Below are 22329 nucleotides of genomic sequence, written 5' to 3' on the forward strand. Positions count from 1 at the left end.
ATATTAACTTTAGGATATTTTTTTCAATATTTGATAAATTTTGTATTCACTCTCTTTCATGGGAGGTTTAAAGACAAAAACTAGTTTATAAATTTATTTTTTTCAATAATCATTTTTTGCTCTTCTTGTGACCTTATCCAAGTTTTAAAATTTATTGGAATCATTTCACTAGCTGAAAGATAAAAGAAAATTGGCTCTTCCATTATATAAAACCATCTGTTTAATCATCCTTTTCGTTTTTTCCTTGAAAAGATATTTTGAGAATATACGTTAATGACTCTTCCTTTGAAATTTAAAATCTTTTTCATTGTTTAACTATCCAGTCGATTAGTTTTTCCGTATCTTCTTAATTAATACTATCTAAAACCAGTTTTTGAATGTAATTTGTTTATTGTAGATTTGGCAAAAGGTAAAGAAATAAACCTGAAACAAATTTTAATCGGCCTTTCAATTGCTTAGCATTCAAAACTATAATAAATAGTTTAGTGAATATTATTAAATAGATTTTTAGTTAAGCAGCTACTTTGCAAATAAACTTTTTTTTAGGCTAACTCTAGCCTTCATAAATTCCCTCTTTCAAACCTAAAAGTTGTTAATTTTGCCAAGCCTCTACTTTACCATCAACAACATAAACATATTGTCCTAAGCCATAAACGTATTGCTTACTTATACTATATCTAGTTACCGTCTTATTAATATCTTCAGGTTCTCCCCAACTATCAAGAAGCATTTCTTCAGTCATCCCTATCCAGATAAGTTTCTTTGCAACTTTCTCACCTACTTCTTTCCCATACTTTTTTTGAAATCTATCTCTTCTTAATTGTATCGAGTTATTCAATAAGCTACTATTTTGTGCCTTTGCATTTTTTAGCATAATAAGTGCAATACTATCATTTTTACGAATCTCCTCCATTTCTTTTTCTTCTCTATCTTTCTTTTGCCGTAGAAATAACTCCTGTTCTGCATCTCTTCTCGCTTTTTCTATTGAATCACTTCTATTTTTTATCCTCTGATTTCTCTCAAATATTATTGCTTTGGACTCTGAAATTTGCTTCTCAACTAATGAATCCTTCTCTATGAAAGACGAAGATATAAATCCAATAGTACCTTTATGATTTACTTTATACCACTCCTGAGGACCATTAGGAGAAATTAATAATTCTTCTAAATAATCAGTATTAAATGATTTTTGAAGGTTAGGAATTACTATTTCAATTAATTCTAATGTATCTCCCCGATTTAAGGCTTTTAAAGTCTTAGAAGATACTCTTGTTTCATCGGTAAGCTTTGCCCTAGAAGTTTTTACAATAAATTCAATGTTTGAAGTTTGAGCAAGAGAATTCCATGATATCAGTATCAATAGAAACAAATTCACCAAGATTTTACTTTTCACCATTCTATTCATTCGTAGAAGTATTTTACCCTATTTCAAAACTAAATTACGAAAAATTAAGCTAAGCCCCTTCTCGGCAAATTCAAATCGTTGAGATAAATTGGATAAGGTTTGCCTTCCCTACACGCTGGACCAATGCTATTTCCTATAATTATCGGAATTCTTCGCGCCTTGTACTACCCTAATTCCCCTACCATCCTGATACATAGCGGGATGGAATTCGCTGGGATACTCCAGCAAGAGTGTTAAACTAAGCCTAGACCTTTATTCCAGCTACCAGGCCACATTTATTGCTCAACAGAGTTATCGACATCTCAGCTAGATTCATGTTCTTTACCTGTCTAGCTACCATTGCTTTCGGTAAACTTGCCTCCTGAAGTCAGGTCTTGACTTCTTCATGCAGTTTAAAGGTAAGAGCTTGGTCTTTAAAACTGTCCGATTTTTGGCGTAGCTTACATTTTTTTCAAGATAGCGGTTACGTTCGATGGGCCTTCTGCGACTTAGAGGCACATAGGTTATTTCCAACTTAATCGAATGATTACCATGAAAAACTTCAAGCTTATCAAACAGCATATCCCAACCCAGCCATTTCTGGATGAAATAGCTTCCATCGAAAATGCCTGGGCCGGATCTACGGGTCGACAAGACAAGATTATGGTTCAGCGTGAGGCTCTTGCCATTCCTTTGAGAGGCCTGCGAAAATCGGCTATCGGGGATAGAAAGCGTCGAGACGTACACGAAAGCCGATGGACATCCGGCAGCAAACAGTATCCTTTATTTGTGGAATTTCTAAAGGAATTTGCGAAGGAGAGAAATGAAATCCTGGGAAGGGCCAAGATTGTTTGCTTGCCCGCTGGTAAGCAGGTTTACCCGCACATCGATCGAGGAGAATACTACCGGGTCCGAAATCGCTATCATTTAGTCCTAAAATCAAGCCTCGGCTCCTGGATGAAAACCGGGGATGAGGAGGTACGAATGCAGGAGGGCGAACTGTGGTGGTTTGATAATAATGAGATGCACGAAGCGCGGAATGATGGAAACGAGGATCGTATCCACGTGATTTTTGACATGCTACCTGCCGAGCTTGAGAAGGAAGTATTTCAGGCATACTCCGCCGCTTCCTAGGCTTTTTTCAGCCTTTGTTGAATCCTTTGAGAGTTGCTCATTAGCGGAAATTACGGTATAGCCCTGGAATGGGGTTGAGAAATCAGCAGCTGGAAAAGAATCCGGTAGGGAAACTTACCGGATTTTTTTTATGCTTCAGTTTTAATGATTGTACAGGTTTGAAAATATTATATTAATTATTTTTTTAGTTTTATCCTGAATTTAGTGGTGCTAGAAGTCTAGACTCAATTTTTGATTAATGAATGGCTTTGCCAAAAACAAAAAACCTTGACTAAAACCTCTTCGCTTTAGTTTACCACTCGAAGCCTTCGAATGGGTTATCCTTCGATACTTTTGAAGACCAAAAGTATCCAAAAGTCTTGGCCCCGTTCTTTTCTTTCCGCTGGTGAAGCTTTCTACATGTTAAAACCTAGTGCACAGCGGAATTTTGTCCTGCTTTGCCACCCTAAAAATGACTGGGTTCCCGAAGCAAGTTCGGGACCAAGTCATTTTCTTAACGGGTTTACAAAGCATTCCAAAACCGAAAATCCCGCAGGGCCCCATAAACCGAAAGATTTCAGTCCAATTCAAACTATTGCGTTGGTAGAATGATTTGTTACCGTACCGATTTTAATAGAACTCGTTTTTTTGTTCTTTTCATTAAAGTCGTCGTAGTACCATTTTTTAATATGATTATCCGCAATGACGCCAGAAGGCTAATTTTCTTTGGCTTCACCTCGACTTCGCTCGGTGACCCTTGGTTTCTAAGTTGGGTAGAGGGTTAAAAAAGATGGATAAATCCTAATTTTTTTCGGCAGGCTGGTTACAATCTGATTTCCCACTGCGACCAAGAGGCATAAAAAACAAGAATATGTCCTCCTCCTATTTAAAAATCAGCCTCCTAGCCATCGCAATATTTTTGGCTAATCCCTTACAGGCTCAAGAGAAGACCAGAGTTTGGAACACCTTCAGCTTAGGAATGCCACTTACGGAAAACCTAGACGCCAGAGTGGCATATCTTCATTCGACAGATATCAGCAATGAGATTAAGAATAATTTCAACTGGTACCAAATTCGTCTCGGCTACCGAATCAATTCTACCTGGAGTACGCGAGTAGGAACCGCCTGGCTAAGCATCCCTTCCTCCAATCGCACGACCAACAGGATTTTCGTCAACGCCATCTACCGGAAAAAGCTAAACAGGAGATTGGTCCTACGAAGTGGCGTTCAATTTGAAACCCATAGCAAAGAAGAGCGCCGATTCGACCATCGAATAATCCTAAGCAATCGCTTGGGTCTTCGCAAAAGGCTAGAATTTCTCGGAGTGGCTCCTTCTTTGACCTACAGCCTATTTTACAATATAGGCGGAGGAAATATTCGGTATTTCAATGATGAAGGAGAAGAAATCGCCCGGAAGCCCGCCAATGGATTTCATCGGGGTAGGATACTGGCAAATTTCAATTTCAAAATCAGTGATCCGATCCGATTATCACTCTATTACATGAATCAACATGAGTTCAACCTTGGAGTTTCAGCTACCAATAGAATCAATGTCCTAAACCCAAATACAGGACGGATTCAGCGCCCATTTAACAATTACCATGTGATTGGAATGTCCCTCAGCTACCAGCTCAAGGGCAAGCATAATGAAAATTTTCTACCAATAAACTTTTAACTAAGAAACAATGATGAAATCTCGAATCAAAATTGGAATGGTCTGTCATGGAATTAGACCTATGGAATTGATTACAATCGATGAATTAGAGCAAAACTTCACTTTAAAAGCCGGTGATGTGGGACTCTTTATGGTGACCGAAATTGGTAAGAATAAAATGATTCAGACAGGATCGAGAAGCGCAACGCTCATCCCGGGCGATTTGATCATGGGGGCTTTTGGAAATAGATATGCCACCAATCAATTTGAAGGCTATGTCCCTGATGATCTAAAAGGTGAATTTCATATGCTCGGAGGGGCTGGGGTGATCGGACAGGTAAAATCCATGCATCAGCGACTGGACGAGATAGGACCTACCAAAGTGGAACTTATCGGCATTTACACAGATGAAAGAGGGCAGATCGCCAATACCATTGCACGAAAGGAGGAGAAGCTCATTCCCTATACCGGCGAACTGGCTAAGAGAACAAAAGTGGTGCTTTCGCTGGGCTCAGCTATGGATAGTGGAAAAACAACCACGGCAGCCTACCTCATCAATGGTCTTGTAAAAAAGGGGCATACAGCGGCTTACATCAAGCTGACGGGAACCGCATACCCAAAGGATGCCAACCTGGCCTTTGATCTTGGAGCCTGTGAAGCAATAGATTTTTCCAGGTATGGGTATCCTTCCACCTATCTGATTTCTGAGGAAAAACTCTTAAGTCTTTATGAATCTCTCCTTCGGGATGTATTGAAAAAAAGACCTGACTACGTGGTAATTGAAATAGCAGACGGCATACTTCAGCGCGAGACCAAGATGCTTTTGAAAAATTCCAAATTTATAGATTCGGTGCATCAGGTCGTGTTCTCAGCAGGAGATAGTTTATCTGCGGTGAATGGAGTCCAAACTCTAAACTCCTGGGGCATCCAAGCAACAGCTTTGGCAGGGATATTTACAGCTAGTCCACTATTGGTTCAGGAAGTAAGGGAATGCTTGGATGAGAACAAGGAACATAGCTATTTGCCTATTTTGAACCTGGAGCAGCTGAGTATGGGTGAGTTCCCTAGCTATCTCAAACCTATGCAACTCCTATCTGCCTGAAATCACTGATGGACTGGTTAAAAAATAAAACTCTCAAACGCCATTGGTTTGCCCATTGGGGTCGACTTTCAGTAATTCTACTGATAGGTTGGACGGGAGCAGTCAGTACCTTTTTCCTCAGTCTAATGACAGGATGGTACTTTGACCTGATGTATCAAAATTCGATCAGCAAATCAGAATTACTTGCCGACTTCGGGCTTAGCGTTAGCTCGCTGCAACAATTCTTTGCGATTCTTGGCGTCGTCATCCTGCTTAAGTTCTTCCTTCATTTTTGGGAGAGGCAGCTGATACGCACCAAGGCTGAGAAGTTCAATTTTCATTTGATGCAAAGGCTATTCCGAAGGCAGCTTCAATGGACCTCGGATTACTACAAAAGGAATGGTTTTGGCAAATACCTTCTGAGGTATTCTGGGGATCAATTGTCAGTAAGAAATATGCTATGCAATGGCTTTCATAGAGGCCTCCGGGATGCCTTCTTCCTATTGACGGGTTTGGGCTTACTGGTTTATTTAAACCCATTTTGGACCTTGACCATTGTGGCCACGCTTTTAATTGTGAGCCCAATCGCTTTTCTTCTTGATTCGAAACAGATCCCCTGGACCAGATCCAAAAGGAATAAAAAAAGTCTGGTTTTGAAGTACGTCACGGAGACTTTTTCCAATCAAAAGGGAGATTTTGCTAAATCCGAAAGAACCAAAATAAGCGGGACTTTTCAAGAAAAAAGCGGGGAGGCACTAACAGCAAATCTTCAATATCAATTCTGGGAAAATTCCAGATTGGCTTGGGTAGCCATTTTGGGTCCTTTGCTTACTTTCTCCTTGCTTGCTGCCATTTCTTTTTCACCAGAAAGCAAAGGAAGTCCCGGACAATTGCTGGCCTTTATGCTTGTAATAGGTGCTATGGCTCCCGCGATTAGAAGCATTTCAAAGACCCCTTCGATCATCGCAAAAGGGATGATTTCCTTGGAAAAAATAGAAGTGCTGATCAAGAAAAAAACACCCCTTACCTATTCCAAAAAAGACAAGGCCGAGAAGGAAGCAGAACAAGGATCAGCGTCTCCAGAGACAGATCCGAAATTGGTTTTCCTTGAATAAGGCCCAGAGGTACAAAATCAGTCCTGTTTAGAACTTTATGTTTTTGGGATTTCAGGACCATTTGAAGCTTCAGTTTAGCATTTAGAAGGGCTTTTTCCTGCCAAAATCTTCTGATTACCAAGAGTATAGCACGGATTTTTTAAGTAGTTGAAATTTGCTTTGGGCAAGAAAATAAGCTAACTTTTATCACTGCGAATTCGGAAAAATTTTCAATAATCCAGTCAGAGAATCTTTAAATGGTCCGATTTCTAACTAGGAGGGCAGACTGAAAAAGTCTAAATCTGATAGTCTCAGCGCAGCCCACTAAAACTATTTTTATTCATTTATAAATAAAGTAATTATGTCAAAGAAGCAATTTGGAAACATTGGGAAAATCGGCAGTAAAAATCTGAAAATAAAACCCATAAATATTCGGGTTACGCCCTCAAATCGAATCTCGAATGCCCAACTGAAAAAGCTCGACCCAAAGGGCATAGCACGCATTCCAGCAATTAGGGTCAATCGGGATGACTTGCTAAACTTGAGGGCAAACGAATCCTGGGAGATCACCGCTCAAAAGCTGAGGGACAAGGACATGTATGTCGCTGAGTATTTTGGATGGTACAGATCCGACCAAACAAGCATCGATGTCCATCCTGAAAACAAGTACTATCCAAGATTAGATCGAGGCGCACCTGGATTTCTACCCGAAATGAGATACCTGGTTTTACGATTCAGACCCGAAATGGGGAAGCGGTACCGAATGACGATCCACTTAAAACCCGGTAGCTATAGAAACAAAAAAGTAATGACAAATGTAACGGGCAGGTTTAATGACATTTGGTATATCAATTATCAGTTTAATGAGGTGATGTTTGACTTCCTGGCCTCATCCAATGAGATAAAAATCAGTCCCATTATTGCTGGATATGAGAATTATTATGTCAAGTACCAGCCCTTACAAATCGAGAAAATCACTATCGATAAGGTAGAAGATTGATTTAGACAATTCCCAATAAGTAGAGCGTTTATCTAAGCGGAGTCTAGAACTCCGCTTTTCTATTTTCAGTAATTTTAAACTCCACGCTAATCGGTATTCCTCAGCGATATGCTCAGTCCTGTGATGAGTACTCCAGAAATAAAAACCCATCTTTTGACCACAAGACTTCTTCGCCTATCTTCACTTAGCTTTTTTCTAAAAACCGCATGCAAGGCAGAATCAGATACGACTTTTCGGCACAGGTTTGGAAATCCCCCGGTATGGGAGGATGGGTTTTTGTCTCGCTGCCTCAGGACCTATCTCAGGAAATCCGGGAACACCTCTCCTGGCAGGAAGAGGGTTGGGGTCGGATGAAGGCTAAGGCCGAAATCAAGGGATTCGAGTGGGATACGGCCATATGGTTTGACAAAAAGCATGACACCTACCTTCTACCTCTTAAAGCTGATATCCGGAAGAAAACCCAAGTGAATGTGGGTGATACCATCAGCCTGCGTATTTCGCTTTAGGAGGTGGCAAGAAAGTTCTTAAAGGGATGATTTTGCATCTCTTTGAGGAGAAAGAACCAGCCAATACCCACAAATCAGCACCCTAACAATCAGGTAATTAGCGAGACTATTTTGACTTTTTACCCAGAAAAAGCTGTAAATTCAGAAAAGTAGACTTCCAGAAAAGTCTAACTGAAGCACTAGATCACTTTGTCATGGAGGCTAGGCGACATAAAATGGGGAATTTGCAAAGGGATTTTTAGAATGAGTACTGCTGACATGAATAGCACGTTTTATCCATTTAAATTCATACACCATGAACAAACTATTTTTAGTAATCGCGAGCCTGGGAATCTGTCTGGATTCCTTTTCCCAAACTGACAGTATCCCACCGCAAAGCAGGGAAGAGCGGAACAAGGAAATTGCCCAGAATTTCTATCAGGACCTTTGGTTTACGGATAATACAGACCGATATGTGGACTATGTGGCTGAGGAGTATGTCGTACATGATATCGGCGACCGAAAAGGGGTCACGGAGCCTGCCATCGAGCAGAAAATAACCGCAGACCTCTTTTGGGATAATGGCAGCTGGGACTCTAAAATCAATTATCAGATTGCAGAAGGAGACTTGGTGGCCACCCGTTGGGAAGCCACTTTTACCCCCTCCACGATGATGGGGAAGCTGATGATTGGCTCAGGGACCATTCCGATCATCAATGTTTTTAGAATCAACGAGGAAGGGAAGATTGTAGAAATATGGAACCATCGACATGATATTGACACGCCGCAGACCATGAAGTTTACGATTCAGGGGCTTTTGATTGGATTAGTAATCGCCCTGATTCCGACGATTATTGCCATTCGACTAAAGCGGAAATTGAAAACTTTAAGTTAGGTAGGTTTGAAATTAAAATCTGGACTTTAGGATAAATCCTGATAAATCAATTTATTAGAATTGCTTTATACAAACCTATACCATGACCTTAACCCTTAAAAACCTAGCCAAAAGCTCCCTTGTAGCTTTATCAGTCCTATTCGCTAACATCACGCTAGCCCAGGACGGAACCATCTACCCACTTGATGCCCCTGAAGAGCCAAATGCCATTCTCCTCGGAACAGGCGGCGTAGCTGATCAGCCTGCCTCCGAATCTTGGTTTCGCCAATGGGGCGACCCCATGGCCAGAAATATCACCACGGCAACACTTACTCCTTTTTTACCCGAACCTGGAAAAGCCAATGGGGCTGCAGTGATCGTAGCCCCCGGAGGAGGTTTCAGATGGCTTTCCATGGGAAATGAAGGCTGGGAAGTAGCTCAGGCACTCGCCGATCAGGGGATTGCTGCTTTCGTATTGAAGTATCGCCTTCACCCAACACCAGAGTCTCTGGAAGATTTCAGTGCTTGGATGAACCGACCTAGAACTCCAGCCCCACCTAGTTCCTCGGATGCGGCTAGGGAAGCCACGCCTCCAAGGCCACCACAGCTAGACCTATCCAATCAGCTCGAAGATGCTGAAGCTGCCTATGCCATGATTCTTGATCGAGCAGAAGAATGGGGAGTGGATACCGACCGAATAGGCATGATTGGTTTTTCGGCTGGTGCTGGCCTGACGATGCATTCCACCCTAAATTCTGAAAGCATGAAGTTGGCTTTTATCGGTCCTATCTATGGCGGCATGGGTCCGGTGGATGTTCCGGCTGATGCTCCTCCTATGTTTTCTGTGATTGCCACTGATGACTTTCTATTCAGAGGTCAGTTTGGCGTGATCGATTCTTGGTACAAAGCCGGCATTCCGGTAGAATTTCACCTTTACCAAAACGGTGGTCACGGATTCGGTTTGGGAAATCCCAACCGAACTAGCAATCGTTGGTTTGAGGCCTTTATCCATTGGCTGGATGTGAATGAGTTTTTGGCTGCCAAATAAGTCCTATTCCTCCCTTTTGAATCAAATTCGTATTTTGGTCTAAAACATTTTAAGTCTACCGGACCCTTCCTATGAATCAATTTTTGACTAAAGCATTTAAGCCATTCATAGCCCTGTGTTTTACCCTGCTTTCCTATCAGGCTTACGCACAGGAAATGGGTACTACGGATGAGGATAAAGCTCAATATGGAATGAAGGCAGGGATCAACTTTGCGGAACTTTGGGGAAGGGATGCCCTTCCGGAGAGTGATCGAAAAGTTGGCTATTCACTGGGTGCTTATGCCTCCTATAAACTCTCCAAGGAGCTTAAGCTACAGCCGGAAATGATTTGGTCACTGCAAGGGGAAAATTCTAAAGAAAGTGGCAGGTATAAAATTTCTTACATCAATATTCCTGTCATGCTGAAATGGATTGAAGGGAAGTTTTATTCTGAAATAGGTCCACAGCTAGGCTTGCTGACTATCAATACTGCTAAATCAGTCCCTGAGGAGCTTCAACTTGAGAACTTCGAGACTTTTGATTTTTCCATCAATGTGGGCCTCGGTTATAAATTGGCGGAAGACTGGGCCATAGGTCTGAGGTACAGCCAAGGATTGAAGAACATTGCGGAAGGTCGCGACTTGAAAAACAGTGTGATTTATGTGGGCTTGACCTACAGGATATTTTAATTTTTGAATGTCCGCTTTGTTACCAGTATCCAAATCATATCAGGTTCGCCTCGACTTCGCTCGGTGAACGGTACGGTGTAAAGTTGGTTGGTGAGGAAGGCTACTACCTCTAGAGCATTGCCCAAAGCCTGGAAAGCGATCTGAGACGAGCGAAATTTTTGACAGGAGTCCTCTAATGATATGACTTCCTACTGATCACCTTATACCCAAAAATCAAACATTTATATAAAAAAAATTACCGTTTGATTACAAATCAAGCTCGCGTGTAGACTAATAGAAAAGGGGAAAACTAATTCGTCTGAGACGTTTTAAGCGAATTTTAAGAATTAGCTAAGGAAGTCTAAAGAGACTTAGCTCGACCTTTACACATCACCTCAAAACTCTATTACCATGGAAGAAAAAATGAGTCGCATGGAGTTTCTAAAATCTTTGGGATTAAAAGGAGCTTCATTATTCGCCGTTTATTGCGCAGCCTCAGGACTGAGTAGCTGCGTCAATGAGAGCATGGAACCTACACTACCACCTGGTACTGGAGGGAATGCCAATGAATTGAATTTAGATCTCAGCACCTCTGCCTATTCCAAACTGAATACGGTAGGCAACTATGTCATTGTGAATAGTATCGTGATTGCTAGGGTATCTCAGACAGACTTTGCAGCTGTGACCCAAGTTTGTTCGCACGAAGGAAGAAAGAAGGTTTATTACAAAAACGGAGAATTTTACTGCCCTGAGCATGGGGCAAGATTTGATACCTCAGGCAAAGGATTGAATTCCAAGGGTTCAAAAGGAATCAAAAACTACGCAACGGAATTAACCGGTACTACGCTAAAAGTTTTCTTATGAGGACAATGACATCCTTCAAAAACACCCTCCAAGCTATCTTGATTTTGGGTTTTTTGGGAGTATTTGGCTTGACAAAAGCAAAAGCCCAGGATGACTTGCTCAGTATCTTGAATGAGGAGCAATCAAAGGAGCCGGTATACACCATGGCTACTTTCAAAGCATCAAGACTGATCAATGGGCAAAGCATCGAGACCATTTCCAAAAACCACCTCAACTTCTGGATTTCGCACCGATTTGGTGCTGTAAACAGTGGTTTTGTAGCTAATTTCTTTGGCTTGGACGAGGCCAAAATCAGGCTTGGACTCGAGTATGGGCTGACCGATCAATGGCTGATCGGTGCAGGGAGAAGTTCACTGGATAAGACTTACGATGTCTATACCAAGTACAAACTTTTCCGACAGTCCAATAAATTTCCCGTAACTGTCACCGGATTGGCAGGATGGGCGATCAATACAATGGAGACTGGCTTTGCAATGCAATCCGGCTCGGAAATGCGCTTCAACAACAACCTTGAGCGCTACTCCTATTGGGGCCAAACTTTAATCGCTCGGAAAGTAAATGAAAAGCTTTCTCTCCAGGTAATGCCAACATTCCTGCATTACAACAAGGTGGAAGACCCTTCCCTTGCTAACGACCTTTGGGCCTTGGGAGTAGGTGGAAGATACAAATTGACTAAACGGTTCACGCTGTCCGGAGAGTATTATCATTCCTTCACCGATCCCGGAACTTATGAGGCTTCTACCGGCAAATCATATCCATACCATGATGCTATTTCCGTCGGGGTGGATATCGAAACGGGAGGTCACGTATTTCAACTTCACTTCACCAACTCCCGTGGTATGATCGAAAACCAGTTTATTGGTCAGACAGTAGGGGCTTGGGAAAAAGGAGATATTTTCTACGGATTTAATATCGCTAGGACATTCAGCTTTGATAAAGGCGCAAAGCACAAAGACAAATGAAATCGATTATCAATCTATTTATGCTGATCTTTTTCCTACATGTAGGAGAAGTGTATGCACAGACGCTATATGGAACCACACTTGGTGAGGTTTCTTTGTATTCGGATACTCCCATAGAGACAATTCAAGCTGTAAACAAAAAAAGTGGAGCAATCCTCAACTCCAGCAATCGGGAGCTTGTGGTTCAAATGAAAATCACGGACTTCGTTTTTCCCAACAAATTGATGCAGGAGCACTTCAATGAAAATTACATGGAGAGTGAAAGGTATCCTACAGCCAATTTCAAAGGAAAAATCAAAGAACAAGTGGACCTAGAGACTCCTGGAACCTATCCTGTCACCGCAGAAGGAAGCTTGACCATTCATGGAGTAAGCAAACCTGTGACTGTAAAAGGTCAAGTAGTTTCGAATGGCACCGAACTGAAGTTAGACTTTAAGTTTCAGGTTAAGCCTGAGGAATATCAGATCGAAATACCATCCTTGGTGATTACCAAAATCGCCGAATTAATCGATATATCGGGAAAAATGTCCTTGGCCAAAAGATAGATTCAAATCAATGCTAGGGCTTGTGCTCTAAAGCTTATTTTCTATTTAAAACAAACTAAAAGCGAAGCCGAAAACTTCGCTTTTTTATTTTTTAGAATTTACAATTCCTCATTATCTCGAGAGATTGGGTAATCTGTATAGGAATCATTCTTTTGGAAAAGTCTCAAAACCTTAAGGACTCTATTTTGCTTTTCATGATCTAAAGCATCTGACTTTACCCCTCGGGAAATATTGGTCTATCTATACTCTGAAAACCAATATTTTATCCAATTTATTGTAATCTATCCAATGCCATCCTATATTGATAGAAGTGTAGCTTGCACGAGGACAGACAAGGCACTTTTTTACCATGATCAAACTCTTTCGGAAAATCCGCTACGAACTGCTAGAAAGCAATAAAATCGGCAAGTACCTCAAGTATGCTTTTGGAGAAATTATTCTTGTGGTCATCGGAATCCTGATCGCGATCCAAATCAACAATTCCAATCAAAAGCGACTAAATCAGGAAGCGCTGGAAGGCTACCTCAATAGCATTGCCCAAAATCTGGAAAGCGATTTGAGACGAGCGGAAAGGATCAATAAAACCCGACTAGAGCTGTTTCCGAGAGTATATTTTGTCAATCGTCGGATGGTGCCGGATTACTACCAAATTGCCTCAGAGGTCTATGGCATGGATATCTCTTTTGAGGATCGATATAGTGTGGAAAATATTGATTTCATGGCCCGAGCGATCAATGATTCCTGGTCCTTACTCTATTTGACTCCCAACCTCAGTGGATTTGAATCCTTGAAAAGCTCGGGTTTCCTGAGTCAACTGCAGGGTACAGATTTGGAAATACTTCTTTTTGATTATTACAATCAGGTGGACGAACTGATCATTTTTGAAAACAACTATAATGACGGACTGAAAAGCTCATTTGAAGATTTTGCAAATGCCGGACTGGAAGGGACCTTTGCTTTTTTTAGCCCGGGAACTCAGGATTGGAGAAGTGAATTCGGAGAAAGATTTCCGGGATTGATGGATGAAATCATTCAGCACCCTACTTTGATTCCTGTTTTTCGATGGAATTTTGATATCATCATCAAATATGAAAATCTAATACTAACAGGAAGGGCCTTGCATCAAATGATTGTGAGCAGAAGTAAGAATTTTACCCCGGACATCAAGAAAAGTCTGGAAGCTGTACACGATGAGTACGGTGATCGACCCTATCCAAAAATTATGAGAAACGGGGTTACCACCAGTGGCAACTCCTATGGAGTAGCTAGCGCCCAAGGTAATAAAGGAGTCAATATTCAGTTTTTAGATAGTCTGACGGCCGTTCAATTCTATCCGCAGGCCTGGGGAGTCTATTACTCCTATGTGGGTGATGGCGTCATTGACCCCAATCGCATAAGAGACTTTTCAAGCTTTGATACGCTTCGTATCAAGATGAGAGGAACTGAGGGGGGAGAAGCGATCCAAATCGCCTTGAAGGACAAGTCCAATCCAACCGATGGGAGCGAAACCAAAGTTCCTCTGACCTTAACCAAGGAATGGAAAAATTACAATATCCCACTTGCAAGCTTTGCCCCTACAAAAATCGAGGAACTCTTCATTGTCACTTCCATCATTGTGGAAAATAAGGCCTTAACGGTGGAGATTAAGGATATCGAGTATCGCTAGGGAGCTTTGGTCCGAACTTTTTTTATCCTGATATCAAATAGTCAAAAGGCTGGAGGTTACAGCTTTATCTAGCTACCTATGCGATATTTTCCTAAATCCCCTTTTAGAATCAAATTTGATTTTCACACCCTCTATTTGTCATCCTTCTGGTAAAAAATCCATTCAATAAGCAAAACCTCGCTAGCTAGTCTCAGAAGAAATCCTGCGACGAATAAATTGATATTCGATGCAAAATAGGCGACGAATAATTTTGATATGCGAGAAATATAGATCATTTTCGATGCCTAATTTGCATTGAATGGGAACTTATATCTATCAGAAAGCTGCTTGGCCAGACTTTACTTGGAATAGTGATAATTTTTTGGAGTTGCTCAGTGAAGCAAGAAACTTACAAGGAAGACTATTAGGCAAAATGGAAACATTGGGCTTCGATTTGAAAAATGAGGCTTTCCTGGATACATTGACCCAGGATGTTTTGAAAACTTCAGAGATTGAAGGGGAATTTTTAAATCCTGAACAAGTACGTTCTTCTATTGCCCGAAGATTGGGAATGGAGATAGCAATTGCGATGGAATCAGATAGGCATGTAGAAGGTGTGGTGGAAATGATGCTTGACGCAACACAAAACTGCTTTGAGCCACTAAATGCTGAAAGGCTTTTTGATTGGCATGCGGCTTTATTTCCAACGGGTAGAAGCGGAATATATAAGATCACTGTTGCAGACTGGAGAAAAGATACTTCAGGCCCGATGCAAGTTGTATCCGGTGCCTTGGGTAAAGAAAAGGTTCATTTCCAGGCACCTGATTCTGATTTGATTGAAGAAGAAATGAACCGATTTATCGATTGGTTTAATACTCAACAAATGGAATTGGTTGTAAAAGCCGCTGTTGCGCATTTGTGGTTTGTAACTATCCACCCATTTGAAGATGGAAATGGTAGAATCACAAGAGCATTGACCGATATGATTCTTGCCCAATCTGATAAGAGTAATCAACGCTTCTACAGCATGTCGGCGCAGATTCGGATGGAACGAAAGCAATACTATGAGATGCTGGAAAAAACGCAAAAGGGCAATTTAGACATTACAGATTGGCTTGTTTGGTTTTTAAACTGCCTGATCAACGCATTAAAATCGACTGATACTATTTTGACAAGAGTTTTCTATAAAGCAGAGTTTTGGCAAAAGCATTTAGACACCCCAATCAATGAACGACAAAGAAAATTATTGAATAAGTTGATGGACGGATTTGATGGAAAGCTCACTTCATCCAAATGGGCCAAAATTGCAAAATGCTCAAAAGACTCGGCTGTAAGAGATATCAATGACTTGATAGACAAAGGAATCCTACAAAAAGAAGCTGCTGGAGGTAGGAGTACTAATTATGAGCTTGTTGGAATGCTGGCTGATGAAAAGCAAACATAGCTTAAAAATTCAGGAATTAATTTAAAGAGGACGGCCCCGAACCCTTTTTCCTCGAAAACCTTTTCCCAGCTTATCGTTTATAACCCAAAAAGGATTTAAGCATGAACACCCTCCACCTAGCTTTGGACTGGACTCCTAATATTAATCACATTGGTTTTTTCATCGCACAAGCCCAGGGCTTCTATGCCGATCAGGGTATCGAAGTAAAGATTTCAGATCCCTCTTCCGACGATTATTCCCTGACTCCTGCCAAGAAAGTGGAATTGGGCAAGGCTGATTTTGCACTTTGCCCCACAGAAAGTTTGATCAGCTACCAGACCAAAAAGGAGGCTTTTCCACTGAAGGCCATTGCAGCGATTCTACAAGAGGACTTGAGTGCCATCGTAGTGCGGAAGGAGAGCCAAATCCAATCTCCAAAAGACTTGGACGGCAAGACCTATGCATCCTATGAGGCTCGCTACGAGGATGGCATCGTCCAGCAAATGATCAAAAATGACGGAGGAAAGGGCGACTTCGAAGTAATTTATCCTGAAAAATTGGGAATTTGGAATACGGTACTTTCGGGGGAGTATGATTCGACTTGGGTATTTATGAATTGGGAGGGTGTGCAAGTGAAAAGCCTAGGAGCAGCACTTCGGAGTTTTCGCTTGGCTGACTATCACATTCCTTATTCTTTTTCTCCTGTATTGGCTTGCAATGGGGATCAAATCGAAGAAAAAGCAGATGCTTATCGAGCCTTTCTAAAAGCAACCGCCGAAGGATTTCAATATGCCAAAGAAAATCCGGAGAAGGCTGTGAAAATCCTTCAGCCTTTGGTGCCGGAGCATGAGCAAAACATTGATTTGCTAGAGGCCCTGCGATTGACCGCTCCTCACTTTGGCAAGGAAGGAGACTGGGGAAAAATAGATCCAAAGCGTGTGGAAACCTTTTTGTCTTGGCTTCGGGAAAAGGGTTTGGAAGCCTCTCAAGTCCTGGCTAGAGACTTATTTTCGAACGAACTGCTTTAGGAGAAAATTACCTAAAAACTAGTGAATAATAGAGAAGAAATCTGGGTAAAGAAGGGCTATGAGTTATTTGCCATTCATGGTGAAATAGGTCTAAATATTGAGCAGCTATCCAAGCAGGTGGGCATCAGTAAATCCTCCTTTTATCACCACTTTGCCGATTTGGAAGGGTTTGTGGAAAAGCTGATGCAGTATCACCTTCAACAGTCCAAAATCATTGCAGAGAAGGAGCGAATGGCCCAAAGTATCGATCCCGAGCTGATGCAAATCTTATTGGAGCATCAGACGGACATCCTTTTCAACCGACAGCTTCGAATCAATGCCCATCAGTCCAGCTATAGCCATACCTTAATGATCTCCAATCAACTCATCGGAAAGGATTTTATCCTCCTTTGGTTGAAGGACAGCAAACTCCCTTTGACTTTTAAGCAAGCAGAGGGGATTTTTGATCTGGCTTTGGAGAATTTTTTCTTACAAATAAACCCCGAGAATTTCACAGCAGAATGGCTCGAGTCCTATTTTGAAAACTTGAAACGTATTTCGGCAAGTTTTACGAGCCCGTTGGACGGTAGCGACTAATAATTCGATTCCCTCCGATATAACTTCGTGTCATCAAAACCTTCCAATCATGACACAGAAGTTTCATAAATTTTGGCTTGGTATCACCTCATTGGTGGTAGCAAGCTTTGCCCCGGTCTTTTTTTTAGGCACGATGATTTCCACTGCTGCTCCGGCCGAGTGGACCATGGACCTCCTTAGCTGGCCACTGGATGGTGTCGAAAATTTTGAGGCTTCCACCACACGCTTTCTATCCGCATTGACAGGTGGCTTTCTTTTTGGATGGGGAGTCTGTATCTGGTTTTTGAGAAAGTTGGTATATGACAAAGCCCCTGAAGAAACCCGAAAGGCTGTTCTCTTCGGCGTATTAGCTTGGTTTTTTTTAGATAGTTTAGGATCCATTACTTCCGGAAATGCCATCAATGCCTTTTTTAATGTAATCATCCTAGTGATTGCGGTAGGTCCACTTTGGACGCCAGCCAAAAGCTGAATTTTCGGTGCTGGAGGAAAAATTCGGACTAGTTTCGCAAGGGTAAAGCACTTCCGTATGGCTTTTAACCTAAATAAAATTAGTAATCCAATCAGACGAGGCATTTGTCTATTGGCTAGAAAGACATATGGAAAACAAAAGATAAAACTTCAAAAAGCTATCTTCGTTTATCTTCGAAAAAGCCCAATTAATGAATCGATTGTTTTCCCTGCTCTTTTGCTTAATTCTGATATCCTGCACGGAAGATGGGCAAGCACCTCGCTCAGATGAAAACCTTTTTGATACCCTGACAGAGGGTCAGTGGCAGGTGACCTTTTTCGAGGTGAATGGACAAGACCAAGCCAATAATTTCGAGGGGATTAATTTCAATTTTATCCCAAATGGTCAGGTAGAAGCATATCGTGGGACCCAATTACTCGATGAAGGAAGTTGGTCTACTCGCCGAGAGAATGGACGAGCAGAGTTTGAGATTTCTTTTTCAGAAAATCCTCTTTTTGAAACCCTGAATGGAGAATGGTATCAGATCGTTTTGGGCTTCGGGCGGGTTACCTTTCGGGAGATTAGTGATGAATCCGAAAATCGAATCACGCTGGAGCAGTTGTAGTAAATCCCTTTTTCAAAAATTTTGGTAGATTAAGTTCTCTAATCCCAAAAGATGAACTGTAAGAATTGCGGAAATCCGGTAGAAGGCAACTTTTGTGCACATTGTGGTCAAAGCCGGCAGGTAGGCAGAATCAATTTTTCGAACTTTCTTCAAGAGCTGTCCACAACGGTCTTTCAGATAGACCGAGGTTTATTTTTCACCATTTGGGAGATGGTAGTAAGACCTGGGGTCTCTTTAAGAAACTTCCTTAAGGGAAAGCGAAAGCCCTATTTCAAGCCCTTCGCATTCTTATTGACCCTTTCGACAGTTTACTTTCTTTTGGCCGAGCTAACTGATCAAAGTACTTGGCTAGATGATTTTTATTCGGGTTGGATGTCTGGAGCATCAGACTTTGACCAAGAGAGTAATGCCGAGATAGTTCTTGCTTGGTTTGTGAAAAATTATCGTTTATCCACCCTTTTCTTACTTCCGATTTACTCTTTTGCTTCCTTTCTATCATTCCGAAAGTTTGGCTACAATTATCTAGAGCACATCGTAATCAATAGCTATATCACGGGTCAACAGGCACTTTTTTATTCCCTATGCATTCTAGGCGAGGCTATTTTCCAAAATCAATTTTTTGAGAACATCTCCATCATATTCTCTCTTGGCTATACGATTTGGGTATTTTGGTTCTTATTTAACCAAGCCAAACCCTCAGGCCGAGTCTTTAGAACACTCTTGACTTATTTGCTTTATGCATTTTTCGGTGCTATACTTTTGTTTGCTGCAATGGCAATTATCACAATCGCCAATAAGGCTTAATCATATGGATCACTTCGACTGCCTAGCGCTGTCTCCCTTCAGCCCAAAATCTCAGTTCCTGTAAAGTATAAAGCTTATTGATCTTCAAAAAGCCCCGTATTCCCTGCATCCAATAAAGCTTTCAATACCCCAAAAACCTGAGGGGAATAAGAAGCAATATTTTGGGTTTCATTGGGGTCTTGGATCAAATCGTAAAGTTCGAATTCCTGCGATTCAGATCGGAAATATTGCGTCAACCTATGGGTCGGCGTGCGCAAAGAAATCCCCTGATTAAAATAGCTGTAAGCCGTATTTCGCCAATTTTCTGATTGAGAATTTTTCATTAGACCGACCAGGCTTTTTCCATCCAAATCAGAATCATCAGCATTTCCGGTCAAGTCCAAAAGTGTGGGATAAATATCCAGGGTACTGACAACTTGCTTAATCTTGGCGGCTGGAATTCCTGGCGCTTTGATCATCAGCACCGACCGCAAAGCAGATTCAAAAAGGGTATGCTTACCCCAAACCAGCTGATCGCCTAAGTGCCAGCCATGATCTCCCCAAAGTACGATCACCGTATTTTCAGCCAAACCCAATCGCTCCAACTCGTCCAAAACTTTCCCAATCTGAGCATCCACATAGCTCACGGATGCCAGATAAGCATGCCGAAGCTTTCGGGCATAATCCTCTGAGACGGCCTGATCCAATCCAGCTTTTTCTTCACCCAGGGCATATTGATTGAATTCACCGCTTTGTATAAGACTAGCCCTAGAAGAGCCTTGGGGATGTGCAGGAAATGGTGCAAGCGGTATTTCTTCCGGATCATAAAGATCCCAATATTTCTTAGGCGCAGTAAAGGGAAGGTGGGGTTTGAAAAAGCCAACTCCGAGAAAAAAAGGCTGATCTTTGGCTTTAAGCTCCTGAAGCTTAGTGATGGCAAGCTGGGCAGAAAGCCCATCTGCATAGCCATCATCGGATACTTCAGCCATTTCATAAGGCTTGACTTGTTTATTTCGATCTGTCCGATTACTTCCATCGGCATAGCCAAAAAAGGCATTGTGTCCTGTCTCCCACTTTCCGGGATTAAAAAGCATTTCATCCCAACTCCCCGGCAGCTCTATCAAATCACTCTTTGGCTCGTCATATTCATAGACATAGCCATCGGGATGATGGGATATTTTTCCAATTCCTACCGTGTAATATCCCTTTTCCCGGAAATCCTGAATAAAGGTTTTTCTTCGCTCAGACTCTGGTTTTCTCGCCAATTGATTCACCGCTGCCATATTGCTCAGGTCCTGACGGGATTGGGGAAGCTTTCCTACCAACAAGCTATAACGCGACGCTCCACAAGTCGGAACGGTGACATAATGATTGGTGAAAAGAGAACTTTGACTAGCCAAGCGATCCATGTGCGGTGTGATCGCATAGGCTTTTCCATATGCGCCCAACTCCGGTCTCAGATCATCCACCGCAATGAAAAGCACATTGAGAGGGTCCCTTTCTTGAGCAATGCTTTGAAAAAGCAACATGAAATAAGAAACCAGTAATAGACTAACAATCTGTGAAAATTTACCTCTATGGTGGAAATCGGTCATTTTTGAGAACTTAAGTTCTAAACAAAATACTGCTATCAATCGAGACGGAAAAGCCCCTCATCAATTATTCCTATATAAAATTCACAAAAGCGGCAAGTCAGAAAATAAGATGATTTTCTGGACATTTTGCTAATTCTATCAAATACTCAGACCTTTGTGAACTATGAGAATAGAGACCCAAGCACAATATGAAGCCCAGACTGCCGCAGAGATTCGCCTAGCTGAATTTCTTGCTGAGCAAATCAGAAACTCCGTGACCTATTTTGGTTACCCTGAAATCCCCCAAAATAATGATCTCGCGATTCTAGGCGTAAGCGGCCTCGCCAAATTGCACCTGAACAATGCCGGCGACCCCTCCATTCATGGGAATTCAAAAATGCACACCAAGGAATTTGAAAAAGAAGTACTGGCCTTTGTGGCAGATTTGTATGAATTAGAAAATCATTGGGGCTATATCACTAGCGGTGGTACCGAGGGAAACCTTTATGGGGCCTACATGGGAAGAGATTATTTCAAACTCCAAAACAAAGAACCCTATTTTTTATTCTCAGAATCGAGTCATTACTCCATTCCAAAAAATGCCCACTTACTGGATATAAAGCAACGAAAGATACAAAGTCAGGAGTCGGGCGAGATGAGCTATAACCATCTCAAAGATGTAATTTCAGAAATTCATGCTACAAATTCCAATTATGGACTGGTCATCAACTTGAACATCGGCACGACCATGACAGGGGGGATGGATCAATTGAGTGAGGTACAAAAAGTCTTCAAAGAACTCGGCATAAAACAAGAAAACGTCTTTCTCCATGCTGATGCAGCATTGATGGGTTTTATTTATCCTTTCTTAGAAAGCAAAGAGGACCTCTTTCAAAATGGCCTAAGCAGTATCGCGATCTCCGGGCACAAGTTTCCCGGAACGATCCATCCATGCGGCATTTTCCTTTCCTCCAAGGAACTGCAGGACAAAACCTTCAAAAATTCAAGCTGGGTGCCTTATTTGGAAGTCCACGATACCACGATCAGCGGTTCGAGAAATGGATTTCTAGCCATCAACTTCTGGTATATTATTCAAAAAAAGGGAATCGAAGGCTTTAAAAGAGAAGCTGAAACCTGTATAGAAAATGCTAACTATCTGTATGAGAAATTGAAGTCTTTCAATTATCCAGATGTAGCCTTTAATCCTAATCAAATCATCGTCACCTTCCAAAAGCCACAAGACGCCATCGTCAAAAAATATCAATTGGCGACGCAAGAAGAAAAGGCCCATGTGGTAGTCATGCAGCACATCAATCGTCATAAAATCGACGAATTTTGTGCCGTGCTTCGAGAAAGTATGGAAAACAGATGGTGATCTGCGATAATGCCAGTTGGCTTTTTTCTTCAAAAATCGGTGAGAAGCAGGAAGCTGGGAGAACGAAGAATATTTACCACCGTGAAGGCCTACCTGACAGA

Annotated in this window: 22 protein-coding genes; 20 read left to right on the forward strand and 2 right to left on the reverse strand. The window is 41.7% G+C overall.

The genetic code is table 11. The features are described 5' to 3' along the window. Nucleotides 1-592 precede the first annotated feature (592 nt). The gene (locus G457_RS0120290; RefSeq protein WP_026948091.1) at nt 593-1405 is read right to left on the reverse strand and encodes a hypothetical protein; all 813 of its coding nucleotides are present in this window, start codon (nt 1403-1405) and stop codon (nt 593-595) included. A 531-nt stretch (nt 1406-1936) separates the two neighbouring features. Between G457_RS0120290 and G457_RS22450 the strand changes: the two genes are divergently transcribed. The 19 genes from G457_RS22450 (at nt 1937) to G457_RS22060 (ending at nt 19300) form a co-directional block, all read left to right on the forward strand. Further along, a complete protein-coding gene (locus G457_RS22450; RefSeq protein WP_051260937.1) occupies nt 1937-2518 on the forward strand; it encodes an aspartyl/asparaginyl beta-hydroxylase domain-containing protein in 582 nt (193 codons plus the stop codon). Between the two features lie 850 nt (nt 2519-3368). Continuing rightward, entirely contained in the window at nt 3369-4172 is an 804-nt protein-coding gene (locus G457_RS0120305; RefSeq protein ID WP_026948093.1) for a DUF2490 domain-containing protein, read from the forward strand. Nucleotides 4173-4182: 10 nt separating this feature from the next. Further along, the gene (locus tag G457_RS22050; RefSeq protein WP_155847209.1) at nt 4183-5253 is read left to right on the forward strand and encodes a P-loop NTPase family protein; all 1071 of its coding nucleotides are present in this window, start codon (nt 4183-4185) and stop codon (nt 5251-5253) included. An 8-nt stretch (nt 5254-5261) separates the two neighbouring features. Further along, a complete protein-coding gene (locus G457_RS0120320) occupies nt 5262-6347 on the forward strand; it encodes an ABC transporter transmembrane domain-containing protein (RefSeq protein ID WP_081701493.1) in 1086 nt (361 codons plus the stop codon). Between the two features lie 340 nt (nt 6348-6687). Then, nucleotides 6688-7326: a hypothetical protein gene (locus G457_RS0120325; RefSeq protein ID WP_026948095.1), complete on the forward strand. Its 639-nt coding sequence runs from the start codon at nt 6688-6690 to the stop codon at nt 7324-7326. Between the two features lie 206 nt (nt 7327-7532). Beyond that, complete coding sequence (locus G457_RS0120330) at nt 7533-7832, forward strand: DUF1905 domain-containing protein (protein ID WP_035484459.1); 300 nt, start codon at nt 7533-7535, stop codon at nt 7830-7832. A 295-nt stretch (nt 7833-8127) separates the two neighbouring features. Beyond that, on the forward strand, nt 8128-8706 hold the full coding sequence (locus G457_RS0120335) for a nuclear transport factor 2 family protein (RefSeq protein ID WP_026948097.1): 579 nt from the start codon (nt 8128-8130) through the stop codon (nt 8704-8706). A gap of 82 nt (nt 8707-8788) precedes the next feature. Continuing rightward, nucleotides 8789-9733, forward strand: coding sequence for an alpha/beta hydrolase (locus G457_RS0120340; protein ID WP_026948098.1), 945 nt, complete (start codon nt 8789-8791; stop codon nt 9731-9733). Between the two features lie 71 nt (nt 9734-9804). After that, complete coding sequence (locus G457_RS0120345; RefSeq protein WP_026948099.1) at nt 9805-10401, forward strand: porin family protein; 597 nt, start codon at nt 9805-9807, stop codon at nt 10399-10401. 390 nt (nt 10402-10791) lie between these two features. Further along, the gene (locus G457_RS0120355) at nt 10792-11244 is read left to right on the forward strand and encodes a Rieske 2Fe-2S domain-containing protein (protein ID WP_051260939.1); all 453 of its coding nucleotides are present in this window, start codon (nt 10792-10794) and stop codon (nt 11242-11244) included. Continuing rightward, complete coding sequence (locus G457_RS0120360; protein WP_248602887.1) at nt 11241-12206, forward strand: DUF5777 family beta-barrel protein; 966 nt, start codon at nt 11241-11243, stop codon at nt 12204-12206. The genes G457_RS0120355 and G457_RS0120360 overlap by 4 nt, the downstream gene beginning before the upstream one ends. Further along, complete coding sequence (locus G457_RS0120365) at nt 12203-12751, forward strand: YceI family protein (protein WP_026948102.1); 549 nt, start codon at nt 12203-12205, stop codon at nt 12749-12751. Before G457_RS0120360 ends, G457_RS0120365 begins: the two co-directional genes overlap by 4 nt. Nucleotides 12752-13100: 349 nt before the next feature. Then, on the forward strand, nt 13101-14417 hold the full coding sequence (locus G457_RS22455; protein ID WP_026948103.1) for a DUF6090 family protein: 1317 nt from the start codon (nt 13101-13103) through the stop codon (nt 14415-14417). A gap of 298 nt (nt 14418-14715) precedes the next feature. Beyond that, on the forward strand, nt 14716-15840 hold the full coding sequence (locus G457_RS0120375; protein ID WP_026948104.1) for a Fic family protein: 1125 nt from the start codon (nt 14716-14718) through the stop codon (nt 15838-15840). 101 nt (nt 15841-15941) lie between these two features. Then, nucleotides 15942-16847: an ABC transporter substrate-binding protein gene (locus G457_RS0120380; RefSeq protein ID WP_026948105.1), complete on the forward strand. Its 906-nt coding sequence runs from the start codon at nt 15942-15944 to the stop codon at nt 16845-16847. Between the two features lie 21 nt (nt 16848-16868). Next, a complete protein-coding gene (locus tag G457_RS0120385; RefSeq protein ID WP_026948106.1) occupies nt 16869-17423 on the forward strand; it encodes a TetR/AcrR family transcriptional regulator in 555 nt (184 codons plus the stop codon). Between the two features lie 49 nt (nt 17424-17472). Then, nucleotides 17473-17892, forward strand: a complete 420-nt coding sequence (locus tag G457_RS0120390) for a hypothetical protein (protein ID WP_026948107.1) — start codon at nt 17473-17475, stop codon at nt 17890-17892. A 190-nt stretch (nt 17893-18082) separates the two neighbouring features. Then, on the forward strand, nt 18083-18496 hold the full coding sequence (locus tag G457_RS0120395) for a hypothetical protein (RefSeq protein WP_026948108.1): 414 nt from the start codon (nt 18083-18085) through the stop codon (nt 18494-18496). Between the two features lie 51 nt (nt 18497-18547). Beyond that, on the forward strand, nt 18548-19300 hold the full coding sequence (locus G457_RS22060; protein ID WP_051260940.1) for a DUF3667 domain-containing protein: 753 nt from the start codon (nt 18548-18550) through the stop codon (nt 19298-19300). A 74-nt stretch (nt 19301-19374) separates the two neighbouring features. Here G457_RS22060 and G457_RS0120405 read toward each other — a convergent pair whose 3' ends face one another. Next, nucleotides 19375-20874 (reverse strand): sulfatase, encoded by a 1500-nt coding sequence (locus G457_RS0120405; RefSeq protein WP_026948109.1) that lies wholly within the window; start codon nt 20872-20874, stop codon nt 19375-19377. Nucleotides 20875-21037: 163 nt separating this feature from the next. Between G457_RS0120405 and G457_RS0120410 the strand changes: the two genes are divergently transcribed. After that, nucleotides 21038-22228, forward strand: a complete 1191-nt coding sequence (locus G457_RS0120410) for a histidine decarboxylase (RefSeq protein WP_026948110.1) — start codon at nt 21038-21040, stop codon at nt 22226-22228. Nucleotides 22229-22329: the final 101 nt, after the last annotated feature.

This window comes from Algoriphagus marincola DSM 16067 (assembly GCF_000429405.1).
In the GTDB taxonomy this organism is placed as follows: Bacteria; Bacteroidota; Bacteroidia; order Cytophagales; family Cyclobacteriaceae; genus Algoriphagus; species Algoriphagus marincola.